We start from the raw sequence: 22,646 nt of genomic DNA on the forward strand, positions 1-22,646 counted from the left end.
CAAATGACAGACTTTTTTGGAGCAAGCAATGGCAACTCGTTGGACCCTTTCTCAGGCACAGGCGCTGTTTGATAAACCTTTTCTCGAACTGATGTTTGAGGCGCAGCAAATCCATCGCCAGTACTTTGATCCGCGTCAGGTGCAGGTCAGCACGCTGCTGTCGATCAAAACCGGGGCCTGCCCCGAAGACTGTAAATACTGTCCGCAAAGCTCGCGTTATAAAACCGGGCTAACCTCCGAACGCCTGATGGAAGTGGAGGAGGTGCTCAGTTCAGCGCGTAAAGCCAAGGCCGCCGGATCCGGACGCTTCTGCATGGGCGCCGCATGGAAAAACCCGCACGAGCGCGATATGCCTTACCTGGAGCAGATGGTGCAGGGGGTAAAAGCGATGGGGATGGAGACCTGCATGACGCTGGGCACCTTGAGCGAGCAGCAGGCGCAGCGACTGGCGCATGCCGGGCTGGATTTTTATAACCATAACCTGGATACCTCGCCGGAGTTTTACGGCAGCATCATCACCACCCGTAGCTATCAGGAGCGACTGGATACGCTGGGCAAAGTGCGCGATGCCGGGATCAAAGTCTGTTCCGGTGGCATCGTCGGGCTGGGAGAAACAGTCAGCGATCGTGCTGGCCTGCTGGTGCAGCTGGCCAACCTGCCAACCCCGCCGGAGAGCGTGCCAATCAATATGCTGGTCAAAGTCAAAGGCACCCCGCTGGCGGATAACGATGACGTCGATCCCTTCGATTTTGTACGCACCATTGCGGTGGCGCGCATCATGATGCCGCGTTCCCATGTGCGCCTCTCTGCCGGGCGTGAGCAGATGAGCGAGCAAACCCAGGCGATGTGCTTTATGGCCGGAGCCAATTCGATTTTCTACGGCTGCAAGCTGCTGACCACGCCAAACCCGGAAGAGGACAAAGACCGGGTGTTGTTCCGCAAGCTGGGCCTGAACCCGCAGCATACGGAGACGGAAAGCGGGGATAACGAGCAGCAACAGGCGCTGGCAGCCCAGTTGATGACTGCGGATACCGACCTGTTCTACAACGCGGCGCTGTAATGAGCTGGTCACAGCGTATTGAACAGGCACTGACCGCCCGGCGCAGCAGCGGGCAGTACCGCCAGCGCCACCCTAGCCAGCAAGGGGATGCACGCAGCCTGCGGGTGGCGGGGCAGGACTATCTGAACTTCTCAGCGAATGATTACCTCGGATTAAGCCACGATGCCCGCATCATCAGCGCATGGCAGCAGGGCGCTGCACGCTATGGCGTTGGCGCAGGCGGTTCGGCGCATGTGACCGGCTATCGCGCCCCTCAGGCCGCACTGGAAAGTGAGCTGGCCGACTGGCTGGGATACGATCGCGGATTACTGTTTATTTCAGGATTTGCGGCGAACCAGGCCGTTATCACGGCGATGATGGCGAAAAATGACCGGATCTTCGCCGATAAGCTGTGCCATGCCTCGTTGCTTGAAGCCGCCAGCCTTAGCCCGGCGACGCTGCGGCGCTTCGCGCATAATCAGTCGTCGGCACTGGCGCAGCTGCTGGTTCTGCCTGCCAACGGCGAAACGCTGGTTGTGACGGAGGGGATTTTTAGTATGGACGGCGACCGTGCCCCGCTGGCAGAACTGCATCAGCTCTCTCTGGCACAGGGCGGCTGGCTGCTGGTGGATGATGCGCACGGTATCGGCGTCTGCGGCGAGCACGGGCGCGGCAGCTGCTGGCAGCAGGGGGTGAAACCGGAGCTGCTTATTGTCACCTTCGGCAAAGCCTTTGGTGTCAGCGGCGCAGCGGTGCTGTGCAATGAGGACACTGCCGAGTACCTGCTGCAGTTTGCCCGTCACCTGATTTACAGCACCGCGATGCCGCCTGCGCAGGTCTGCGCACTGCAGGCGGCCCTCGGCTGTATCCGGCAAGGCGAGGGTCTGCGCGAGCAGCTGTCGGCCAACATTCACTACTTCCGCCAGCAGGCGGCTGGTTTGCCCTGGTCACTGGCATCCTCCGACAGTGCCATCCAGCCCCTGATGGTCGGTGATGAACAGGCGGCGCTGACATTGTCGCAGCGGCTGCGTGAACGCGGCTGCTGGGTCAGCGCCATCCGCCCCCCCACCGTGCCGCCGGGGACGTCACGTCTGCGTATTACTCTCAGTGCGGCTCATCGCACGGAGGATATCGATCGGCTTCTGGAGGCTCTCCATGCAGCAAACCGTTGATAAGCAGGCCGTAGCGGCAGCCTTCGGGCGCGCAGCACACTGCTATAACCAACATGCGGATCTTCAGCGTCAGTGCGGTGAACACCTGATGGCGCTGGCACGCCCCGGTCACACGCTGCAGGTGCTGGATGCTGGCTGTGGCACCGGCTGGTTCAGCCAGCGCTGGCGTGCTGCCGGGCATCAGGTCACGGCACTGGATCTGTCGGAAAAAATGCTTCAGCAGGCAGCGAACAGCCACGCTGCGGACCATTACCAGCCCGGCGATATCGAGGCGCTGCCGTTTGCCGATGCCCGCTTTGATCGCTGCTGGAGCAATCTGGCCGTTCAGTGGTGCAGCGATTTATCACAAGCGCTGCGTGAGCTGCAACGGGTGACGAAACCGGGCGGTCAGGTGCTGTTCTCTACGCTTGCCGCCGGGTCACTTGCTGAAGTGCAGCAGGCCTGGCAGGTGCTCGGACGGGCGGCGCCGGTTAACGCGTTTGCCAGCCTGAGCAGGATTGAACAGGCGGCGGCGGGAAGTGCTTTGACGCTGATCCCTTATACGCTGACGCTGGCCTTCCCGGATGTCCTTAGCCTGCTGCGTTCGTTAAAAGGCATCGGTGCCACTCATCTGCATCAGGGGCGCGATGAACGGCCGCTGAGCCGTGGACAGCTGCAACAGCTTGAGCAGGTCTGGCCGCGCGATGCGCGCGGTTGCCTGCTCAGTTATCAACTGGTTTCAGGAGTGATGGAACGTGAGTAAACGCTGGTTTGTAACCGGAACGGATACTGAAGTGGGGAAAACCGTAGCCAGCTGTGCATTACTCCAGGCGGCACGGGCCGCGGGCTATCGCTGCGCAGGCTATAAGCCAGTTGCCTCCGGCAGTGAGATCACCCCGGAAGGGATTCGTAATGAAGATGCTCTGGCATTGCAACGTAACAGCGCGGTCAGGCTACCCTACGATGTGGTGAATCCGCTGGCCTTTGTTGAACCGACCTCACCGCATATTATCAGTGCCGTGGAGCAGCGGACGATTACTGCACAGCAGCTTTCTGACGGGCTTGATGCGGTGGCACAGCAGGCGGATTGGGTGCTGACGGAGGGGGCGGGTGGCTGGTTTACGCCGCTGTCGGACACCCTGACGTTTGCCGATTGGGTGCAGCAGATGCAGCTGCCGGTGATTCTGGTGGTGGGGATGAAGCTGGGATGTATCAACCATGCGCTGCTGACCGTACTGGCGGTACAGTCTGCCGGTTTATCACTGGCAGGATGGATTGCGAACGGTATTCAGCCGCCGGGTCAACGGCATCAGGAATATCTGGCTACGCTGAAACAACGTATACCCGCACCGTTACTGGGTGAAATCCCGCATCTGACCGGGCAGGGGAGAGAGGATTTAGGGCGTTTTATTACGCTACCTTGAGGCTGACTGGCGGACCAGAAAACAGGGGCCGCCCCTACGATATCCTGTAGGGGGAGCCCCTTTTTTCCGGTCGACCCGTCGTCATTACACCGTCAGCCATGTATTCACCATGCTGTCATCCAGTTGGGCAACTTTGCCATGGGCGACATTGCGCCCGCGATGCAGCAGCAGGAAGTAATCGGCCACGCGGCGAATAAACGACAGGCGCTGCTCCAGCAACAGAATCGTCATGCCGAAGTCGTGATTCAGACGATGGATCAGATTGCCCATCTCCTCTTCCAGCCAGGGTGACATCCCCTCCGTCGGCTCATCCAGAATCAGCAGCTTCGGTTGCAGTACCAGCGCACGTGCCAGCGCCAGTTGCTGTTGCTGGCCAATCGGCAGCTCGCCGCTGCGCTGATGGCGCAGAGAGTAAAGCGCCGGAAACAGATCGTAAACCATCGGCGGGATTGCGCGGTGGCGCTCCATACCTGCCCCTGCCAGCAGGGCAATTTGCAGGTTCTCTTCAATGGTCATCTGCGAAAAAATCTGGCGCCCTTGCGGCACATAGCCAATGCCCAGCGACGCGCGTTTCTCTACCGGTTGCAGTAACAGATCCTGCGGCGGGCCGTTATCTTCCTGCCAGATCATGGAACCGCTGTTGATGGGCAGGTGTCCCATAATGCAGTTCACCAGCGTGGTTTTACCCATTCCCGGCTGGCCGATAATGCCGGTGCAGGTGCCCGGTTGCAGATCCAGGTCAACGTCCCACAGAATGTGGTTTTGCCCATAAAATTGATTAATAGAACGTAAACTGAGCATCTGACACTCTCCTTCAGACAGTTATCGATCGCACCTGTTTTGCTTACGCTCTTTGTCGTCAGGCAAACAGTCCGGCATTGATAAAAATGCCCGCGGCTTTGCGCTTTTCGCTTTGGTGTGATGAAAGCGTGAGGCGGTACTGATATAGCTTGCAAATAGCAGGCCAGTTCGGAAAAAGGCCAAAAATACACAAAGTGGTAACATTGACGGCAGGTATTGGTGAGCGGCGCTAAACAATTTCTCGTGGTCAACCGCGCGCTGCACCGGGCCAGTGCCGCAGGTGAAACGGTCATGGTGCAACTGCCATGTAAAATAGCAGAGCCGAAAATGTGAGGTGATAATTCGACAGGCGCACGTGGCTCAAAACGGTGCATAAGTTGCCCGTTTATCCTTGCTGCTGCCCCCTTTGCTTGACGAAAAAAAAGCAAAAAAAAATATTTGGCGGTCAGATGGGAGCGTGGGGACGATTTATACACATCAGACGGGTCAGGCGCTGAAAACAGTTATCCACTATTCCTGTGGATAACCTTGTGCATTAACGTCTGAAAACCTGCGCAATGCGAGAGCGGACGCGGCTTTGGCTCGGGTTGGTGTGAAACTCGGCTTATTGATAAACTATAGTTAAATCAATTGTTTATTTAAAATCAATACAGGTAAAAATCCTGGGTTGATCCATCAGCGCTTTTGGCGGGCGGCTATTGACAAATGTTAAAAGGCTAAACTATCTGGGGATAAGCCTTTCAGACACTTTCCGCATACGTTTGCGCACCGGGCGGCAAAAGTGCGGCTTTGCGTTTCTTTGAAGCAGTATGAAAAATACCTGGGATTTTATCCAGCCTTTTTTGCTGGCAAAATCGTCACGGCAGAGTAGAATTACAGTCCGGTTCGCGTCCCTCTTCATCAGGTAGCCTGTTATGAGCAAAGTGTTTAAACTCAACTCCGATTTCAAACCTTCTGGCGATCAGCCGGAAGCGATTCGCCGCCTGGAAGAGGGGCTGGAAGATGGCCTGGCGCATCAAACGTTATTGGGCGTAACCGGATCAGGTAAAACCTTTACGATTGCCAACGTGATTGCCGATCTCAATCGACCGACGATGGTACTGGCACCCAATAAGACGCTCGCGGCACAGCTTTACGGCGAGATGAAAGAGTTCTTCCCTGATAACGCGGTGGAGTACTTTGTCTCTTACTACGACTATTACCAGCCTGAAGCCTATGTCCCCAGTTCTGACACCTTTATCGAAAAAGATGCCTCGGTAAACGAACACATTGAGCAGATGCGTCTTTCTGCCACCAAAGCCCTGCTCGAACGGCGCGATGTGATTGTGGTGGCCTCAGTGTCAGCAATTTACGGCCTGGGTGACCCGGACCTCTATCTGAAAATGATGCTGCACCTGTCACGTGGCATGGTTATTGACCAGCGCGCGATCCTGCGTCGTCTTGCCGAGCTGCAATACACCCGCAATGACCAGGCTTTCCAGCGCGGCACGTTCCGCGTGCGCGGTGAAGTCATCGATATCTTCCCGGCAGAGTCTGACGACTATGCGCTGCGCATTGAGCTGTTTGATGAAGAAGTCGAACGCTTATCCATTTTCGATCCGCTAACCGGGCAGATTGACTCGGTGGTGCCGCGTTATACCATCTACCCCAAAACCCACTATGTGACCCCGCGTGAGCGCATTCTGCAGGCGATGGAAGAGATCAAAGTGGAGCTGGTTGACCGTAAACAGGTGCTGCTGGCTAACAATAAGCTGCTGGAAGAGCAGCGAATCAGCCAGCGAACCCAGTTTGACCTGGAGATGATGAACGAGCTGGGTTACTGCTCGGGCATTGAAAACTACTCCCGCTATCTTTCCGGGCGTGGCCCTGGTGAGGCACCGCCTACGCTGTTTGACTATTTGCCCGCCGATGGCCTGCTGGTCATTGATGAATCCCACGTGACGATCCCACAAATCGGCGGGATGTATCGCGGCGACCGGGCGCGTAAAGAGACGCTGGTCGAGTACGGTTTCCGCCTGCCATCAGCGCTGGATAACCGCCCGATGAAATTTGAAGAGTTTGAAGCGCTGGCGCCGCAAACCATCTATGTGTCCGCGACTCCTGGCAACTATGAGCTGGAGAAATCGGGTGGGGACGTAGTGGATCAGGTGGTGCGTCCCACCGGCTTGCTTGACCCGACCATTGAGGTGCGCCCGGTAGGGACGCAGGTCGACGATCTGCTGTCTGAGATCCGTAAACGCGTGGTGATAAACGAGCGCGTGCTGGTCACGGTGCTGACCAAACGTATGGCAGAGGATCTCACCGAGTATCTGGAAGAACACGGCGAGCGGGTGCGGTACCTGCACTCAGATATCGATACCGTGGAGCGCGTGGAGATTATCCGCGACCTGCGCCTCGGTGAGTTTGATGTGCTGGTGGGGATTAACCTGCTGCGTGAAGGGCTGGATATGCCCGAAGTGTCGCTGGTGGCAATCCTCGATGCGGATAAAGAGGGCTTCCTGCGCTCTGAACGCTCACTGATCCAGACCATTGGCCGCGCGGCGCGTAACCTTAACGGTAAGGCGATCCTCTACGGTGATAAAATCACGCCGTCTATGGCACGTGCGATCAGTGAAACGGAACGGCGTCGTGAAAAGCAGGAGCAGCACAACCTGGAAAACGGCATTGTACCGCAGGGCCTGAATAAGAAAATCGCGGACATTCTGGAGTTGGGCCAGGGGCTGGCGAAGAACAAAGCGAAGGTGCGCAGCATGAAAGGGCGCAGCATTGTGGAAGACGATCCTGAGTATGTTGATCTGTCGCCGGGTGGATTGCAGAAACGCATCCACCAGTTGGAAGCTCAAATGCAAAAGCATGCACAGAATCTGGAGTTCGAAGAGGCCGCCCAGGTACGCGATCAGCTACACAAGGTGCGCGAACTGTTTATCGCGGCATCTTAGCGTAGGGTCTGACCCGATTCTGTAGGGGCGACCCCTGAGGGATCCCCACAAAACAAGACCTGCATTATTTGCAGCCACCTTCTTTTCCGGTCGGCCAGTGACGCGGGCCTGCACGATGGTTCAGGTCAACGTCAAGGGCGTTTCGCTTTCCCGCTGCGCGGGCTGAGCGACCCAGGGCGGCCAGTCGCCGCCGCCCTGGGGGCCCGGGCTTTGCGGCAGGCGCTGCGTCCACTGCGTGGATACCTTCGCAAGCATCGTTCACCGACGGAGCAGTCGTGACGGCACATCCCTGTGCCGGCTCTCACTCTCACCGCCGTCCTGGCGGTTCGTCCTGGTTCACTGCGCTTCCTCAGCGCTGCTGAATGCCGCCTCAACGTCAAAATCCAGGTCAAAACCCAGATCCAAAATCCTGATTCAAATCAATCCGCAGAGACTGTCACATGGTGGGGGTTGTAATACCTACAGCGAGCAGACGTTCTGCGGGGATGGGGCCAGTTTGAGGTAAGCCGGACGTCACGCGGCAGGGACGCCGCGTGCCGAGGCCCGCATGGATGCGGCAGTTGCCGATCCGGCGTGCTCAAACTGGCCTCAGACCTGAAGCCGAATGATCAGACATTAATTTTTCCGGTCGCCCCGTCTTTACACCATTGCCTGCACTGCGTGCTCCAGCGCCATACGTAGCAACTGGCGATCGTGGCGATACGGAATATCTCCGGCCTCCAGCGGTTCCTGAATAATCAGTCGCCCGTCGAGTTGGCTGCTGTCGACCTTTGGCCCCAGCACCAGCGCATCAATCACGCGTTTGCCTATCGCCTTCTCCATCATGGCCAGCTTATCGGTGACCGTCAGCTTCGCGGCTGCCGGGCTGAGTTCTTTCCCGAGATTACCAATAAACACCATCGTGGCCGGCGTGCGGCGCAGGGCCTGAGCAATCTCTGGCAGCAGCAGAACAGGCATCAGGCTGGTGTAAAAACTGCCCGGACCAATCAGGATCAAATCGGCTTCGCCTATGGCCTCCACCGCTTCACGCGTGGCGCTGACTTTGGGCGCGAGCATCAGCTCCTGCGGCGGTTGTATCATCTGATCAATTTCAGTTTCGCCGTATATCAGATGGCCTTCTTCATCCAGCGCCACCAGGTCAACCGGCTGCTCGGACATCGGGATCAGGAATGCATCCACCTTCAGCAAATTGCGGATCAGATTGATAGCTTCAAACGGCCTGACGCTGAGGTGATCGAGGGCTTTCAGCATCAGGTTACCGAGGTTATGCCCTGCCAGCTCACCGTTACCGGCAAAACGGTACTCAAACATGGCTGAAGCAACGCTCGGTTCGGCGATCAGCTGATTCAGGCAATTACGCATATCGCCCCAGGCGATACCGCCTTCAGAGCGGCGTATACGCCCGGTGGAACCCCCGTTATCGGTGGTGGTGACAATGCCGGTCAGGCGGGAACCCAAAGGTGAAAGGGCGGACATCACACGGCCCAGACCGTGTCCTCCCCCTAATGCCACCACGCGGTCGAGGTCAGCTAACGTGCGATTTCGCATAATATCCATTCGTCATGTGATGAAACTGTTATGAGCCTTATTTTACGCTAAACGTCCGCTAAAATGCGGGGAAAATGCGTTATATATAATAATGCATAGCGAAATACTGGGCTGGTAACCCTGCTGTATTAGCGCTAACATTTGCGCTATCACGGTTTACCGATGTTCGGTGAATCACACTTAAGCCCTGATACCTGTGTCCTGCTGGATATGGTGTCCTGGCCGCAACCGTTGAGTTGCCAGGGTGCAGAAAGAAATGACTGCATCTCCCTATCTGGAAAGGTGTCACAGGTGCCACAATTTACTGATAACTTCGCGCGCAGGTTTTATTACCTGCGGCTGTCGATCACCGACGTGTGCAATTTCCGTTGCACTTACTGTCTGCCCGACGGTTACAAGCCGCAGGGCGCGCAGAACAAAAGCTTCCTGTCGCTGGATGAAATCCGCCGCGTCACACGTGCCTTCGCCGCAGCAGGTACGGAAAAAGTGCGCCTGACGGGCGGTGAACCTTCCATGCGCCGTGATTTTACCGAGATCATCGCGGCCGTGCGTGAAAATCCTTCCATTCGTCAGATAGCCCTCACCACCAATGGTTATCGCCTGAAGCGCGATGTCGCGCAGTGGCGTGCTGCCGGGCTGACCGCGCTGAATGTCAGTATCGACAGCCTGGATGCGCGCCAGTTTCATGCCATCACCGGGCAGGATAAATTTGATGACGTGATGCGCGGGATTGATGCGGCCTTCGACGCCGGATTCAGCAAGGTAAAAGTCAACACCGTACTGATGCGTGACGTCAATCATCAAAGCCTCGATACCTTCCTCGACTGGATACGCACCCGTCCCATTCAGCTGCGTTTTATCGAACTGATGGAAACCGGTGACGGTGGTGCACTGTTCCGCAAACACCATGTATCCGGGCAGGTGATCCGCGACCAGTTACTGCAACAGGGCTGGGTGCAGCAACTACGCGCCCGCAGTGACGGCCCGGCGCAGGTGTTCAGTCATGCGGATTATCAGGGTGAAATTGGCCTGATCATGCCGTATGAAAAAGACTTTTGCGCCAGCTGTAACCGTCTGCGCGTCTCTGCGACGGGAAATCTTCATCTCTGCCTGTTTGGCGATGGCGGTGTGCCACTGCGCGATTTGCTGGCCGATGACAGCCAGCAGGCCGAATTACAGGCGCGTATTGCCGGTAGCCTGACGACGAAGAAAGAGACGCATTTTCTCCATCAGGGAAATACCGGTATTACACAGAATCTCTCGTTTATCGGCGGCTAACAGCCGACGATACAGGCGTTAATCTAAGGAGTATATATGGGCAAAGGATCAACGGATTTTATCCCCCTTAACGTGGCGGTACTCACCGTCTCCGATCGCCATACGACTGAAACTGACAGCTCCGGCGACTATCTGCGCGAAGCGCTGGCAGAGGCCGGGCACCACACGGTGGAGAGCGGTATCGTGGCGGATAACCGCTACGGTATTCGTGCCGAAGTCTCGCGCTGGATCGCCAGCGATAATGTGCAGGTGGTGCTGATTAACGGCGGCACGGGGTTTAACGAGAAAAACGCCACGCCAGAGGCGTTACTGCCGCTGTTCGATCGCGAGATTGAAGGCTTTGGCGAACTGTTCCGCATGATCTCCTATGAGGATATTGGCACATCTACCCTGCAATCGCGCGCGGTGGCCGGTTTAGCCAATAACACGCTGATTTTCGCCATACCGGGATCAACCGGGGCCTGCCAGCTTGCCTGGGAGCGCATCATTCAGGATCAGCTCGATGCCCGCACCCGTCCCTGTCACTTTGTTTCGCATGTGAAGAAGCCGTAAATGTCTCAGTTAACGCATATTAATGCCGCCGGAGAGGCGCATATGGTGGATGTGTCCACCAAACAGGAAACCGTGCGTGAAGCACGGGCAGAAGCCTATGTCGTCATGCGTCCTGAAACGCTGCAAATGATTATCGATGGCAGCCACCACAAAGGGGATGTGTTCGCCACGGCGCGCATCGCCGGTATTCAGGCGGCCAAACGGACCTGGGAGTTGATCCCGCTGTGCCATCCGCTGCTGCTGAGCAAGGTCGAAGTGTCGTTAAGCGCCGAACCTGAACATCACCGGGTTCGCATTGAATCGATGTGCCGCCTGACGGGGAAAACCGGGGTTGAGATGGAAGCGCTGACGGCTGCATCGGTCGCTGCGTTAACGATTTACGATATGTGCAAAGCCGTGCAGAAAGATATCACCATTGAGCAGTGTCGCCTGTTAAGTAAGAGCGGCGGGAAATCCGGTGATTTCCAGGCGGTGGCCCATGATTAACGTGCTGTTTTTCGCCCAGGTGCGCGAACTGGTCGGTATTGATCGCCTTGAACTGCCCGCGGAATATCAGAATGTCGAAGCCCTGCGCAGTCAGTTGGCGCAGCAAAGCGAGCGCTGGGCGCTGGCGCTGGAATCCGGCAAGCTACTGGCCGCGGTTAATCAGACGCTGGTGTCAATGCAGCATCCTGTTCGTGCCGGGGATGAAGTTGCCTTCTTCCCGCCGGTCACCGGGGGCTGAAATGGATACCCGCATTCGCGTGGGCAGTGCGCCCTTCAGCATGAGTGATGAGTACCAGTGGCTGGCGGCATCCGATCTTGACGGTGCCGTGGTGACGTTCACGGGCAAGGTGCGCAACCACAATCTGGGGGATAATGTCAGCGCGCTGAGGCTGGAACACTATCCCGGTATGACCGAAAAAGCGCTGGCAGAGATTGTCGAAGAGGCGCGCGCCCGCTGGCCGATGCAGCGTGTGACGGTGATCCATCGTATTGGCGAGCTGTTCCCTGGCGATGAAATCGTGCTGGTGGGGGTTAGCGGTGCGCATCGGGGAGCGGCGTTTGCCGCCGCAGAATTTATCATGGATCAGCTAAAGACCCGTGCCCCGTTCTGGAAACAGGAAGCCACCGCTGAAGGTGACCGCTGGGTTGCCGCGCGTGACAGCGACCATCAAGCCGCAGACCGCTGGAAATAGCGTATTTATCATTTTGACTCTGCCTTGAGGATTTTCATGCGCCGGATTGAACTGCATCATCTTTTGCCGCTGGCCCTGCTGGTGCTGGCGGGTTGTAGCCATCAGCCGTCGGACACAGCATCTCAGCCGCGCCCGACCGATGTAAAAGCCGATATTGCCCGTCTGTTACCTGCGGGCGTCAGCGATCGTCAGGGATGGACGCAGGATATTTTCGTGGCATTTAACAGCCAGAATATCGTGCCCGACGTCAGCAATATCTGCGCCGTCATTGCGGTGACCGGACAGGAATCTAACTTCAGCGCCGATGCCACCGTGCCGGGTCTGCCAAAAATTGCCTGGGCGGAGATAGATCGCCGTGCCGGGCAAATGCATATTCCGTCCTTCCTGGTGCGCACCGCACTGATGATCAACTCACCGACCGGCAAAAGTTATGCCTGGCGTCTGGATCACGTCAAAAGTGAGAAAGAGCTGAGCGCGGTATTTGATGATTTTATCGATATGGTGCCAATGGGACAGAAGCTGTTTGGCAACCTGAATCCAATCCACACGGGCGGGCCGATGCAGGTCAGTATTGCCTTCGCGGAAGCCAATGCTAAAGGGTATCCGTATCAGGTGGACAGTTCTGTTCGCCGCGAAGTCTTTTCCCGCCGGGGAGGCATGTGGTTTGGCACCCGGCACCTGCTTGGCTATCCGGCTAATTATCCGTCGCCGCTGTATCGCTTTGCCGACTTTAATGCAGGCTGGTACGCCAGCCGTAATGCGGCATTCCAGGCGGCAGTGTCGCGGTTAAGTGGCATTAAGCTGGCGCTGGATGGTGACCTGATCAACTACGGTTCCGACAGTGCAGGATCGACCGAGAAGGCGGTACGTACTCTGGGTAAGCGGCTGGATTACAGTGACCGGGCGATTCGCCGTGCACTGGAGAAAGGCGACAGCATCGATTTCGAGAAAACCGATCTGTGGAAGTCGGTATTTGCTCTGGCTGAGAAAGATGCCGGGAAAAAGCTGCCGCGCGAAGTGTTACCGGGGATCAAGCTGGAGAGTCCGAAGATTACCCGTAATCTCACCACCGCGTGGTTTGCCCAGCGGGTGAACAGCCGATATCAGAGCTGTATCGGTCGTCATTAACAGGGACGGGCATGCCCGTCCCCTACCGCTGTCTTACACTGATTGCAGTTTGAAAATCTGCACCGTCTGCGCCAGCGTCTTCGCCTGATCTTCCAGCGAAGCCGCAGCCGCGGACATCTCCTGAACCAGCGCGGAGTTTTGCTGCGTTGCGCCATCCATCTGGTTCACGGCGACCGTTACCTGACCAATACCCTGTGATTGCTCATCCGAGGCATGCACAATTTCCCCGATAATGGTTTTCACCGAGTTCACCGCCTGGGTCATCTCCTGCATGGTTTTTCCGGCGCTCTGCACCAGCGTCACCCCCTGATCAACACGTTGAGTCGATTCGCTGATCAGGGCAGAAATGTCTTTCACTGCGTTGGCACTGCGCTGCGCCAGATTGCGCACCTCTGCCGCCACAACGGCAAAACCACGCCCCTGTTCCCCGGCTCGTGCAGCTTCAACCGCCGCGTTCAGCGCCAGGATGTTGGTCTGGAAAGCGATACTGTTGATAATGCTGGTGATAGCACCGATTTTCTGTGAACTTTCATCGATCTGTTGCATGATCTTCACCACCTGCGACACCAGATGCTCACCGCGTTGGGCAATATCCGTGGCATTTTCGGTCAGTGCCGTGGCCTGATGCGCGTTATCGGCGTTATGTTTTACCGTCGCTGTTAACTGCTCCATGCTGGCTGCTGTCTCTTCCAGCGCTGCCGCCTGCTGCTCGGTACGGGAAGCGAGGTCAAGGTTGCCGCTGGCAATCTCTTCTGCACCCTGGCGCACGGAATCACTGGCCGAAATAATCTCACCGACCATATTGCGCAACTGATGCTGCATGGTCTGCATGGCGAAGAAAATACTCTGCTGATCGTTCTTTTTCACCGGAATATTGGCGCTGAGATCGCCTTCCGACACGGCCATGGCGATATCTGCCGCCTGACGCGGTTCGCCACCAATAGGCGTTGCCACTTTACGGCTGAAGATCACGCCCAGCACGCCGCACACCACGATGATACTGATCAGCATCATTGCCACTGCGTACATTAACTGGCGGTTAGCGGCGGCCATCACCAAATCAACCGGAGCGACAACGCTGAGATACCATGAAGCTTTGCTGTTACCGACGGTCACCGGACGCCAGGTTTGCAGCACCTCTTCGCCCAGTACCGGATCAAAGCGTTCGACCATTTTGGTGGTGAAGCCGTCAGTTTCGCCTTTGTACTGCTTACCGGCATCCGCTTTATTCGGACTGGAAACCACTTTACCGGCGGTGGAAATCAGCATGGCATAGCCGCTGCCTTCCCAAGGTTTGATTTTACTGACACGCTCTTGCAGCGAGGCGAGGGAGATATCAGAGGTGGTGACCGCTTTCAATTTACCGTCATCGACAATGACCGCAGAAACCGACGTCAGCAGGGTAGGGATGCCGTTATAAGCGTAGCTATAGGGTTCGGTCAGGGTGTCGCGCTCAAGTTTGCGCGGCACCAGGTAGTAGTCACCCTGGCCTGGTGTCAGGAACGATCCCATAAAGTGCGCTTTATAGTTTCCTGCCTGGTCACGGTCAACAAAACGGGCAAAACGCCCGGCGGGCGGCGATCCTGGCTGGCTGGCGAACTCGGCATCGCGGCCATCAAAGGCATCAGGTTCGAACACGACCGACATCGACAGATAGCTTGGGTTAAGTTTCAGGGAGTAGATCATCTGCTGTTCTGCAATAGCACGATCGCTGATGCCAGAGGCACGCAGAGCGACCAGGCTCTGTCCCATCGATGTGGCGACAGTACGGGCATAATCCAGCTCATTCTGTACGGCCAGTGCCTGGCTCTGGGCGATCTGACCGAGATATTCTTCTGCCAGTTTCCTTTGCTGTTGGCTGGACTGCCAACTGAGCAGTCCAATCGTCACGCTGAAACCGAGGGTGATAGTCAGCACCCCGGTCAGCAGCATCAGTGTACGGGTACTCATTTTCTTTTTTGGAACCGACTGACTCTGCATCTGACTTCCCCCGATGTGGCAATAATGTGATCGCTATGTGTCTTCTTGTAACTAAAATTCCCTGTAAGCGATCTATCGGCAGAAGCTGCACAATCTTTATCCGCTTATTGTCTCACTCCGTAATAACTTCAACAGGTAATCAATCTGGCAAAAAGAGCACGGTTGCAGGGTGGCGGAGCGGGTGGAGTTTGTGCCAAGCTAATAGCGGATCTAACCGTAATTTCATTCACCTTTTAAGGGGAGCATCATGGACCGATATCCACGTTCCAGTGATTCAATCGTACAGCGCGCCAGCACCGGCCTGTCTGTTTATATGGCGCAGGTCTACGGCTGGATGACCTGTGGACTGCTGTTAACCGCCTTTATCTCCTGGTATGCGGCCAATACGCCGCAGGTGATGGAACTGGTGTTTGCCAATCGTATTACCTTCTTTGGCCTGATTATCGTCCAGTTGGGACTGGTGTTTGTGCTGTCGGGGATGGTGCATAAACTCAGCGGCACCGTTGCCACCGGGCTGTTTATGCTCTATTCGGCGCTGACCGGACTGACGATGGCGAGTATTTTCCTCGTGTATACCTACTCTTCCATTGCCAGCACTTTCCTGGTGACGGGCGGGATGTTTGGTGCCATGAGTCTGTGGGGCTACACCACGAAACGCGATCTGAGCGGAATGGGCAGTATGCTGTTTATGGCGCTGATCGGCATCGTACTGGCATCACTGGTGAACATCTGGCTGAAGAGCACGGCACTGATGTGGGCGGTAACCTACATTGGGGTAGTGGTGTTTGTTGGTCTGACGGCGTATGACACTCAGAAGCTGAAAAATATCGGTGAAGGGATCGACGTTAATGATAAAGAGAACCTGCGTCGCTTCTCCATTATGGGGGCGCTGACGCTGTATCTCGACTTTATCAACCTGTTCCTGATGCTGCTGCGGATTTTCGGCAACCGCCGTTAAAACCAGAGTGGGCGAGGCGTGCCTCGCCCCTCCGTGTCTGCATGTCCCGCAGGTGTCAGGCGCGTATCTGAATTCACGTAGGTGTCAGGCGCGTATCTGAATTCACGTAGGTGTCAGGCGCGTATCTGAATTCACGCAGGTGTCAGGCGCGTATCTGAATTCACGTAGGGGTCAGGCATGCCTGACCCGCTATCATTACGTTGACAAATTCTTTGCCCGTAACGATTTCGCCCGGCCTTCCAGCCATAAATACAGCACCAGCGCCAGCAGCAGCGGGGCAATAAAATAGAGCACTCGATAGGCCAGCAGCGCGGCGATAATCGCACCATGCGAAATCGGTTCACCACGCAATAACGCCAGGAACACCGCCTCCAACACGCCAATTCCGGCCGGAATATGAATGATTACCCCGGCAATACTGCTGATCAGCAATACGCCCAGCACCTGCGGGAAATCCACTTTCTGCATTAACAGCAGCCAGATAATGGCGCCCATCACCAGCCAGTTGGCGCTGGATACCGCAAACTGAATCAGCGCCATTCGCAGTGACGGGAGCGCCAGCTTCTGTCCTTTGATCGTCCAGCGCCGTTTTTTTGAGAATGCACACAGCGCCAGATAAGCCACGACAAAAGCCAGCAGTGCGAAGCCCGTGATACGCAGGGTACCGGCACCGATAAACCAGCCGCCTGGCACGCTGACCATACCGGCGCTGAACACCACGCCGGCCACCAGAACATAACCCAGCCAGTTAGTCGCGATACTCAGTGAGAAGATGCGCGTAATGGTGCTGCCGTCCAGCCCCAGCCGTGAGTAAAGGCGATAGCGCATCGCTACCCCTCCGACCCAGGTACTGAGCGTCAGGTTAAAGGCGTAACAGATAAACGACACCAGCATGACCTGGCGTTTTTCCAGCTTATGTCCGCAGTAGGCGCGGCCGATCAGGTCATACAGACCGTAAGTCAGGTAACTGACCACCACCAGCGCCACTGAGCCTAAAATGGCCAGCCGGTTATAATTGACCACCACATTCCAGACATCGGCCCAGTTCACCTGGCGGGCGTAGACCACCAACAGGACAATAACCGCGATAAAAAACAGCCAGGTGAGGACTTTTCGCGTACGTTTCCAGAGTAACGAGGAGGTTGCCATCAGGGTTTTGCCCCTTCGTTTTCCGGTTCAACGCGATCCTGAGTTTCCATCTCCGGCTGAACCGGTGGAGGTACCTGGGCCAGTTTCGGCGTATGGGCCGGCAGCCAGCCTGCAATTGCCGGGAAGTGGCGCAGAAAGTGGAACACCACCACATTTTTAGTGAGCTGCCACCAGCTGCGTGACGGTAGCTGACTTTCCTGCACCCGCTGACAGTCGGCTGACAGCAAGCCCTCCAGGTTATCACGCACCTGCTGATTAAATGCACGATCGTGGATCATTAAATTAGCTTCCAGATTTAGCGACAGACTCAACGGATCAAGGTTACTGGAGCCCACCGTTGCCCACTGGCTGTCCTGCACCGCGATTTTGGCATGCAGCGGGCGACGGCAATACTCATAGACTTCCACGCCGCCCTCCACCAGGTAGTTGTACAGCAGCTCGGCACCCACTTTGACAATCGGCATATCCGGTTTGCCCTGCACGATAAGGCGCACGCGCACTCCGCGCCGCGCCGCCTGACGCATCTCACGCAGCAGGCGATAGCCGGGAAAGAAATAGGCATTGGCGATGATCACATCCTGTCTGGCATTTTTCAGCATTTCGATATAATGCTGTTCAATATCATCGCGGTGCTGATGGTTATCACGATAAACCAGCAATGCCTGGGCATCCCCTGGCGTGGCATTGTGCGCCGGACGGTGAGAACGGTGTCCCCACCAGCGGTAATGTTTTTGTTCGCTGCCGATCTCCTGCTGCACATAGTGTGCAATATCGTCAACAATCGGGCCTTTCACCTCAACGGCATAATCCTGTTTGGCCTGCGGGCCAAAGCTGGCGTTATGCTCTGCGGAATAGTTGATGCCCCCGACGAAAGCGATCGTACCATCGACGACCACGATTTTACGGTGCAGGCGGCGGAACAGATTGGTGCGCATCCCCAGCACCAGCGGACGCGGATCATAATAGAGAAAACGTACCCCCAGCGACGTCAGGCTGTGAACGAATGTGTCCGACAGATCCGGTGAACCATAACCATCCACCATCATCTCGATTTTCACCCCGCGCTGCGCGGCCGCCAGCAGTTCCTCATGGAGGGCGTTACCCACGTCATCCTCAAACAGGATAAACGTCTCCAGCAGCAGGCTGTGCTGTGCGCGGCGGATCGCCCCAAATACCCGGGGGAAAAATTCTTCACCGTTTTCCAGCAGCGTAATCTGGTTGCCCTCACGCCAGTTCAGATTCATAGGTGGATCTCCACGGCGAGCGGGGCATGATCGGAGAGATGTGCCCACGGGCGTAACGGGATGGTTTGCGGATGGCTAATGCCCGCATTGCGCACATAGATACGGTCAAGCCGCAGCAGAGGAAAGCGGGCAGGGAAGGTGCGAGCCGGACGGCCATTTTTGCGGCTGAATACCTCTTCCATCCCCGCCTCACGCTTCAGAATGGCATTCGCCCGCTGGCGCCAGTCATTGAAATCGCCGGCGATCACCACCGGCGCTTCCGGCGGCAATTCATTGACCAGCTGACACATCATGCGCAACTGGGCCGAACGGTGCGCCTCGCGCAGACCAAGATGTACGCAGAGAATATGCAGCGTAACGGGGGAGTCCGGCACCTGAATCTGGCAATGCAAAATGCCGCGTTTTTCCGTGCCCGCAACAGAGATATCCCGGTTTTGATAATCGACGATCGGCAGACGTGATAACACGGCGTTGCCGTGATGCCCCTCCGGATAGACCGCGTTGCGCCCATAGGCAAAGTCTTTCCACATGGTATCCGCCAGAAATTCGTAATGAGGGGTTTCAGGCCAGTCAGCAACGCGTAACTGATGCAACGCATGGCTGCCCATCACTTCCTGTAACAGCACAATATCCGCCCCGGTGTTGCGAACGGCATCACGCAGTTCAGGCAAAATAAAGCGACGGTTAAAGGCGTTAAAACCCATATGTGTATTGATCGTCAGGACTTTAAATGAAAATCCTTGCGCTTTTTGTGACATACTGATGACGCTACCTTCATAACTAATGAAGGATAAAGTGTAGTCTTTGTCACAAAAGTGTGGCGGGATATGCGTTAATTTGCAGCATAATCCGAAAACTACGTTAGTCTGAGGAAATATGTTACTGGCCTGTGTCAGTAACCCGCTTGGGTAACCTTTAACGGAGGTTGCCAGGAGAAGAGCATGAAATGGTCTAATCGTATTCAGATTGTCACCGGACAAAACTGCGTACATATCGCACTGCACCTGCTGCTGATTGCTGCGCTGGTGTGGGGGTGGAAACATCAGGCCTTGTTACAGGTCAGCACGATTTTACTGGCGATGTATGTCAGCGTGTTTGCCGCGATGTTATTGACCCAGCGTTTGCCGCGTCTGCGGCGTATTGGCGATTTTCTGGAAGACGTGACCACCACTTACTATTTTGGTGCCGCAATGCTGGTGCTGTTGGTGCTGTCACGAGTCATCCATAATAACCTGCTGCTGTGTGCCGCAGGGGTCGTTATGTTAGCTGGCCCTGCGCTGGTCTCCCTGCTGGTGAAAGAGCGGGTGCAGCCGAGTCAGCGCCCACGCTAAACCCCAACGGGCCACTTCGGTGGCCCGTCTGTTTTATGGCCTTTCTCTCCGTCGTTTCAATCACTCTGCCAGCGTTAGCAATACCACCACGACCACCACGTGCTGCAGTGTCACCAGGGCCGTCATCACTTCATAAACCTCCTGCATGACAAAAGTGTTGTTACGTTAATGCGTTGTATGCAACAGCAAGCGATCGTTTGTGCACTGTTACAGGCTGTAGCGCATTTTCGGATAACACGATAAGAATAACTCCCTGTGCAGCGTAGGGATCTGTTATAATGCCCGGCTTACGCACCGTGGTTTGTGCTCTCATTCAAGCGTCAGGAATGATCCTGGCGTCAACTCTCCCCCTGGAAACTACACCGCTATGCGGTCAGGGCGGATCCGGAGTCAGTCAACTTTATGTCATTTGATTCTCTCGGCCTTAACGCCGATATTTTGCGCGCTGTTGCAGAACAGGGCTATAACGAGCCGACGCCTATTCAGCGCCAGGCTATCCCGGTAGTCCTTGCTGGCCGCGACCTGATGGCCAGCGCACAGACCGGTACCGGTAAAACCGCAGGTTTCACCCTGCCACTGCTGCAGTTGTTAAGCAGCAACAACCCGCACCCTAAAGGCCGTCGCCCGGTGCGCGCACTGATTTTGACCCCGACCCGCGAACTGGCGGCTCAGGTGGGCGAAAACGTGCAGGAATACAGTAAATATCTGGATATGCGTTCGCTGGTGGTCTTCGGCGGCGTGAGCATCAACCCGCAGATGATGAAACTGCGCGGTGGTGTGGATGTGCTGGTCGCGACCCCGGGTCGCCTGCTGGATCTTGAGCACCAGAACGCTCTTGATCTGTCTCAGGTGGAAATCCTGGTTCTGGACGAAGCGGACCGTATGCTGGATATGGGCTTCATCCACGACATCCGTCGCGTGCTGGCAAAACTGCCTGCAAAACGTCAGAACCTGCTGTTCTCTGCCACTTTCTCTGATGAGATTAAAACCCTGGCGGAAAAACTGCTGCACAACCCGGAACAAGTGTCCGTGGCGCGCCGCAACACGGCTTCTGAGCAGGTGACGCAGCATGTGCATATGGTTGATAAGAAACGTAAGCGCGAGCTGTTATCGTTCCTGATTGGTCGTGACAACTGGCAGCAGGTGCTGGTGTTTACCCGTACCAAGCACGGTGCTAACCATCTGGCTGAACAGTTAAATAAAGACGGCATCACGTCTGCTGCTATTCACGGTAACAAGAGCCAGGGCGCACGTACCCGTGCACTGAGCGACTTTAAAGACGGCAAAATTCGTGTGCTGGTGGCAACGGATATCGCTGCCCGTGGTATCGATATCGAAGAGCTGCCACACGTAGTGAACTACGAACTGCCAAACGTGCCGGAAGACTATGTACACCGTATTGGTCGTACCGGTCGTGCGGCCGCAGTGGGTGAAGCGTTGTCACTGGTGTGTGTGGATGAGCTGAAGCTGCTGCGTGATATCGAACGCGTACTGAAGCGTGAAATCCCGCGTATGGCGATTGACGGCTACGAGCCAGACCCAAGCATCAAAGCAGAACCGATCATCAACGGTCGCCAGCAGCAGCGTGGCGGAGCCGGTGGCGGCGGTGGACGTGGTCGTGGCGGCCCGGGCCAGGGTCAACGCAGTAACAGCGGTGGCGATCGCAGTGCCAGCGGCAGTCGTACCGGTAACGGCGGCGGCGGCAATGGCGGCGAACGTCGTCAGGGTAATGCGAATGGCAGCAGTGCAGGAGCCCCACGCGGCGCTCGCCCTGAAGGCGGTAACGCTGGCGCACCACGCGTCAACAAAACCCGCCCACGTCGTTCTAACCCGGCGAACAACGGCTAATTAATCAGGGGGAAGCGCCCGCTTCCCCCTTTGCTCACCCATCCCACAGGTTTACCATGCGCGTATTACTTGCCCCGATGGAAGGCGTTCTCGATTCGCTGGTGCGTGAACTGCTGACCGACGTCAACGACTACGATCTCTGTATTACCGAATTTCTGCGGGTAGTGGATGCACTGCTGCCGGTGAAATGTTTCCAACGCCTCAGCCCCGAACTCGATCATGACAGCCGCACGCCGTCAGGCACCCGTGTGCGTATTCAGCTGCTTGGGCAGTATCCGCAATGGCTGGCAGAGAATGCCGCGCGTGCCGTCGAGCTGGGCTCCTGGGGCGTGGATCTCAACTGTGGTTGCCCGTCAAAAACGGTGAACGGTAGCGGCGGTGGGGCAACGTTATTAAAAGATCCCGAGCTGATTTATCAGGGCGCGAAGGCGATGCGTGCCGCCGTGCCTGCCCATCTCCCCGTCACGGTGAAAATCCGGCTGGGCTGGGATTCCGGTGCGCGGCAGTTTGAAATTGCCGATGCGGTGCAGCAGGCTGGCGCCACGGAGCTGGCGGTACATGGCCGAACCAAAGAGGATGGCTATCGCGCTGAGGCGATAAACTGGGCGGCGATAGGCGAGATTCGTCAGCGGCTGTCGATTCCGGTGATTGCCAACGGTGAAATCTGGGACTGGCAGAGTGCGCAGGATTGTATGCAGGCCACGGGATGTGATGCCGTTATGATCGGGCGCGGTGCGCTGAATGTGCCCAATCTCAGCCGGGTGATCAAATACAACGAACCGCGGATGCCGTGGCCGCAGGTTGTTCAACTGCTGAAAAAGTATGTGCTCCTGGAGAAGCAGGGCGATACCGGACTGTATCATGTGGCGCGTATCAAACAGTGGCTGGGGTATCTGCGTAAAGAGTATGAAGAAGCCTCACCGTTGTTTATGCAGGTGCGCGTGTTGCAAACCTCCGCGGATATTGCGCGGGTGATTGGTTCCGTGAATGGCTAACCCTCTGTTAATGGCTGGCCCACAGGCCAGCCTCTGCCTGCTCATCTGCATCACCCCTCTTTCCTCTCACGGACATAACTTGTCTCTAAACTGATCGGGATCT

The 22,646-nt window shown here is 56.5% G+C and carries 21 protein-coding genes and 1 riboswitch; of the genes, 15 read left to right on the forward strand and 6 right to left on the reverse strand.

Annotation, left to right across the window (positions count from 1 at the left end; all coding sequences use genetic code 11):
• Nucleotides 1-28: 28 nt before the first annotated feature.
• From bioB to bioD, 4 genes are read left to right on the forward strand one after another with little or no spacing between them, the layout of a single operon-like run.
• Entirely contained in the window at nucleotides 29-1,060 is a 1,032-nt protein-coding gene (gene bioB / locus HHI26_RS15590; RefSeq protein WP_171149348.1) for a biotin synthase BioB, read from the forward strand.
• A complete protein-coding gene (gene bioF, locus HHI26_RS15595; protein WP_133841183.1) occupies nucleotides 1,060-2,211 on the forward strand; it encodes an 8-amino-7-oxononanoate synthase in 1,152 nt (383 codons plus the stop codon). Before bioB ends, bioF begins: the two co-directional genes overlap by 1 nt.
• Nucleotides 2,195-2,953, forward strand: coding sequence for a malonyl-ACP O-methyltransferase BioC (gene bioC / locus HHI26_RS15600; RefSeq protein WP_133841182.1), 759 nt, complete (start codon nucleotides 2,195-2,197; stop codon nucleotides 2,951-2,953). The genes bioF and bioC overlap by 17 nt, the downstream gene beginning before the upstream one ends.
• The gene (bioD, locus tag HHI26_RS15605) at nucleotides 2,946-3,614 is read left to right on the forward strand and encodes a dethiobiotin synthase (protein WP_167864148.1); all 669 of its coding nucleotides are present in this window, start codon (nucleotides 2,946-2,948) and stop codon (nucleotides 3,612-3,614) included. The genes bioC and bioD overlap by 8 nt, the downstream gene beginning before the upstream one ends.
• 84 nt (nucleotides 3,615-3,698) lie before the next feature.
• Here bioD and HHI26_RS15610 read toward each other — a convergent pair whose 3' ends face one another.
• Nucleotides 3,699-4,415 carry an ATP-binding cassette domain-containing protein gene (locus HHI26_RS15610; protein WP_133841180.1) on the reverse strand — a complete coding sequence of 239 codons (717 nt, stop codon included), beginning with the start codon at nucleotides 4,413-4,415 and terminating at the stop codon, nucleotides 3,699-3,701.
• Nucleotides 4,416-5,329: 914 nt separating this feature from the next.
• Between HHI26_RS15610 and uvrB the strand changes: the two genes are divergently transcribed.
• Nucleotides 5,330-7,354: an excinuclease ABC subunit UvrB gene (uvrB, locus tag HHI26_RS15615; protein ID WP_133841179.1), complete on the forward strand. Its 2,025-nt coding sequence runs from the start codon at nucleotides 5,330-5,332 to the stop codon at nucleotides 7,352-7,354.
• Nucleotides 7,355-7,993: 639 nt separating this feature from the next.
• On the opposite strand, the gene yvcK is transcribed toward uvrB, so the two are convergent.
• Nucleotides 7,994-8,902 (reverse strand): uridine diphosphate-N-acetylglucosamine-binding protein YvcK, encoded by a 909-nt coding sequence (yvcK, locus tag HHI26_RS15620; RefSeq protein ID WP_133841178.1) that lies wholly within the window; start codon nucleotides 8,900-8,902, stop codon nucleotides 7,994-7,996.
• A gap of 165 nt (nucleotides 8,903-9,067) precedes the next feature.
• Nucleotides 9,068-9,203, forward strand: a riboswitch (molybdenum cofactor riboswitch).
• On the opposite strand from yvcK, the gene moaA reads away from it, so the two are divergent.
• The 6 genes from moaA to HHI26_RS15650 all read left to right on the forward strand — a co-directional run bounded on the left by moaA (nucleotide 9,194) and on the right by HHI26_RS15650 (nucleotide 13,038).
• Nucleotides 9,194-10,180, forward strand: a complete 987-nt coding sequence (moaA, locus tag HHI26_RS15625; RefSeq protein ID WP_159338067.1) for a GTP 3',8-cyclase MoaA — start codon at nucleotides 9,194-9,196, stop codon at nucleotides 10,178-10,180. Its footprint overlaps the riboswitch before it by 10 nt.
• A 36-nt stretch (nucleotides 10,181-10,216) precedes the next feature.
• Nucleotides 10,217-10,732, forward strand: a complete 516-nt coding sequence (gene moaB / locus HHI26_RS15630) for a molybdenum cofactor biosynthesis protein B (protein WP_167864904.1) — start codon at nucleotides 10,217-10,219, stop codon at nucleotides 10,730-10,732.
• Entirely contained in the window at nucleotides 10,733-11,218 is a 486-nt protein-coding gene (gene moaC / locus HHI26_RS15635) for a cyclic pyranopterin monophosphate synthase MoaC (RefSeq protein ID WP_133841175.1), read from the forward strand. It abuts the gene before it with no gap.
• Nucleotides 11,211-11,456 (forward strand): molybdopterin synthase sulfur carrier subunit, encoded by a 246-nt coding sequence (gene moaD, locus HHI26_RS15640; protein WP_133841174.1) that lies wholly within the window; start codon nucleotides 11,211-11,213, stop codon nucleotides 11,454-11,456. The genes moaC and moaD overlap by 8 nt, the downstream gene beginning before the upstream one ends.
• 1 nt (nucleotide 11,457) lies before the next feature.
• A complete protein-coding gene (moaE, locus tag HHI26_RS15645; protein WP_159338070.1) occupies nucleotides 11,458-11,910 on the forward strand; it encodes a molybdopterin synthase catalytic subunit MoaE in 453 nt (150 codons plus the stop codon).
• A gap of 36 nt (nucleotides 11,911-11,946) precedes the next feature.
• A complete protein-coding gene (locus tag HHI26_RS15650; protein WP_133841172.1) occupies nucleotides 11,947-13,038 on the forward strand; it encodes a DUF1615 domain-containing protein in 1,092 nt (363 codons plus the stop codon).
• Nucleotides 13,039-13,071: 33 nt separating this feature from the next.
• Here HHI26_RS15650 and HHI26_RS15655 read toward each other — a convergent pair whose 3' ends face one another.
• Nucleotides 13,072-15,018, reverse strand: coding sequence for a methyl-accepting chemotaxis protein (locus tag HHI26_RS15655; RefSeq protein WP_133841171.1), 1,947 nt, complete (start codon nucleotides 15,016-15,018; stop codon nucleotides 13,072-13,074).
• 247 nt (nucleotides 15,019-15,265) lie between these two features.
• Between HHI26_RS15655 and HHI26_RS15660 the strand changes: the two genes are divergently transcribed.
• The gene (locus HHI26_RS15660; RefSeq protein WP_133841170.1) at nucleotides 15,266-15,976 is read left to right on the forward strand and encodes a Bax inhibitor-1/YccA family protein; all 711 of its coding nucleotides are present in this window, start codon (nucleotides 15,266-15,268) and stop codon (nucleotides 15,974-15,976) included.
• A gap of 195 nt (nucleotides 15,977-16,171) precedes the next feature.
• Here HHI26_RS15660 and HHI26_RS15665 read toward each other — a convergent pair whose 3' ends face one another.
• From HHI26_RS15665 to HHI26_RS15675, 3 genes are read right to left on the reverse strand one after another with little or no spacing between them, the layout of a single operon-like run.
• Entirely contained in the window at nucleotides 16,172-17,125 is a 954-nt protein-coding gene (locus HHI26_RS15665; protein WP_133841169.1) for a lysylphosphatidylglycerol synthase domain-containing protein, read from the reverse strand.
• Nucleotides 17,125-18,369, reverse strand: a complete 1,245-nt coding sequence (clsB, locus tag HHI26_RS15670) for a cardiolipin synthase ClsB (protein ID WP_133841168.1) — start codon at nucleotides 18,367-18,369, stop codon at nucleotides 17,125-17,127. Before clsB ends, HHI26_RS15665 begins: the two co-directional genes overlap by 1 nt.
• Nucleotides 18,366-19,127, reverse strand: a complete 762-nt coding sequence (locus HHI26_RS15675; protein ID WP_133841167.1) for an endonuclease/exonuclease/phosphatase family protein — start codon at nucleotides 19,125-19,127, stop codon at nucleotides 18,366-18,368. The genes clsB and HHI26_RS15675 overlap by 4 nt, the downstream gene beginning before the upstream one ends.
• Nucleotides 19,128-19,310: 183 nt before the next feature.
• Here HHI26_RS15675 and HHI26_RS15680 point away from each other — a divergent pair, with 183 nt between their 5' ends.
• The 3 genes from HHI26_RS15680 to dusC all read left to right on the forward strand — a co-directional run bounded on the left by HHI26_RS15680 (nucleotide 19,311) and on the right by dusC (nucleotide 22,543).
• Complete coding sequence (locus HHI26_RS15680; RefSeq protein ID WP_133841166.1) at nucleotides 19,311-19,700, forward strand: YbhQ family protein; 390 nt, start codon at nucleotides 19,311-19,313, stop codon at nucleotides 19,698-19,700.
• A 402-nt stretch (nucleotides 19,701-20,102) separates the two neighbouring features.
• Nucleotides 20,103-21,548: an ATP-dependent RNA helicase RhlE gene (gene rhlE / locus HHI26_RS15685; RefSeq protein ID WP_133841165.1), complete on the forward strand. Its 1,446-nt coding sequence runs from the start codon at nucleotides 20,103-20,105 to the stop codon at nucleotides 21,546-21,548.
• A 56-nt stretch (nucleotides 21,549-21,604) separates the two neighbouring features.
• A complete protein-coding gene (dusC, locus tag HHI26_RS15690) occupies nucleotides 21,605-22,543 on the forward strand; it encodes a tRNA dihydrouridine(16) synthase DusC (RefSeq protein ID WP_133841164.1) in 939 nt (312 codons plus the stop codon).
• The last annotated feature ends 103 nt before the right edge of the window (nucleotides 22,544-22,646 follow it).

It is taken from the genome of Erwinia sp. JH02 (genome assembly GCF_013074405.1).
In the GTDB taxonomy this organism is placed as follows: Bacteria; Pseudomonadota; Gammaproteobacteria; order Enterobacterales; family Enterobacteriaceae; genus Erwinia; species Erwinia rhapontici.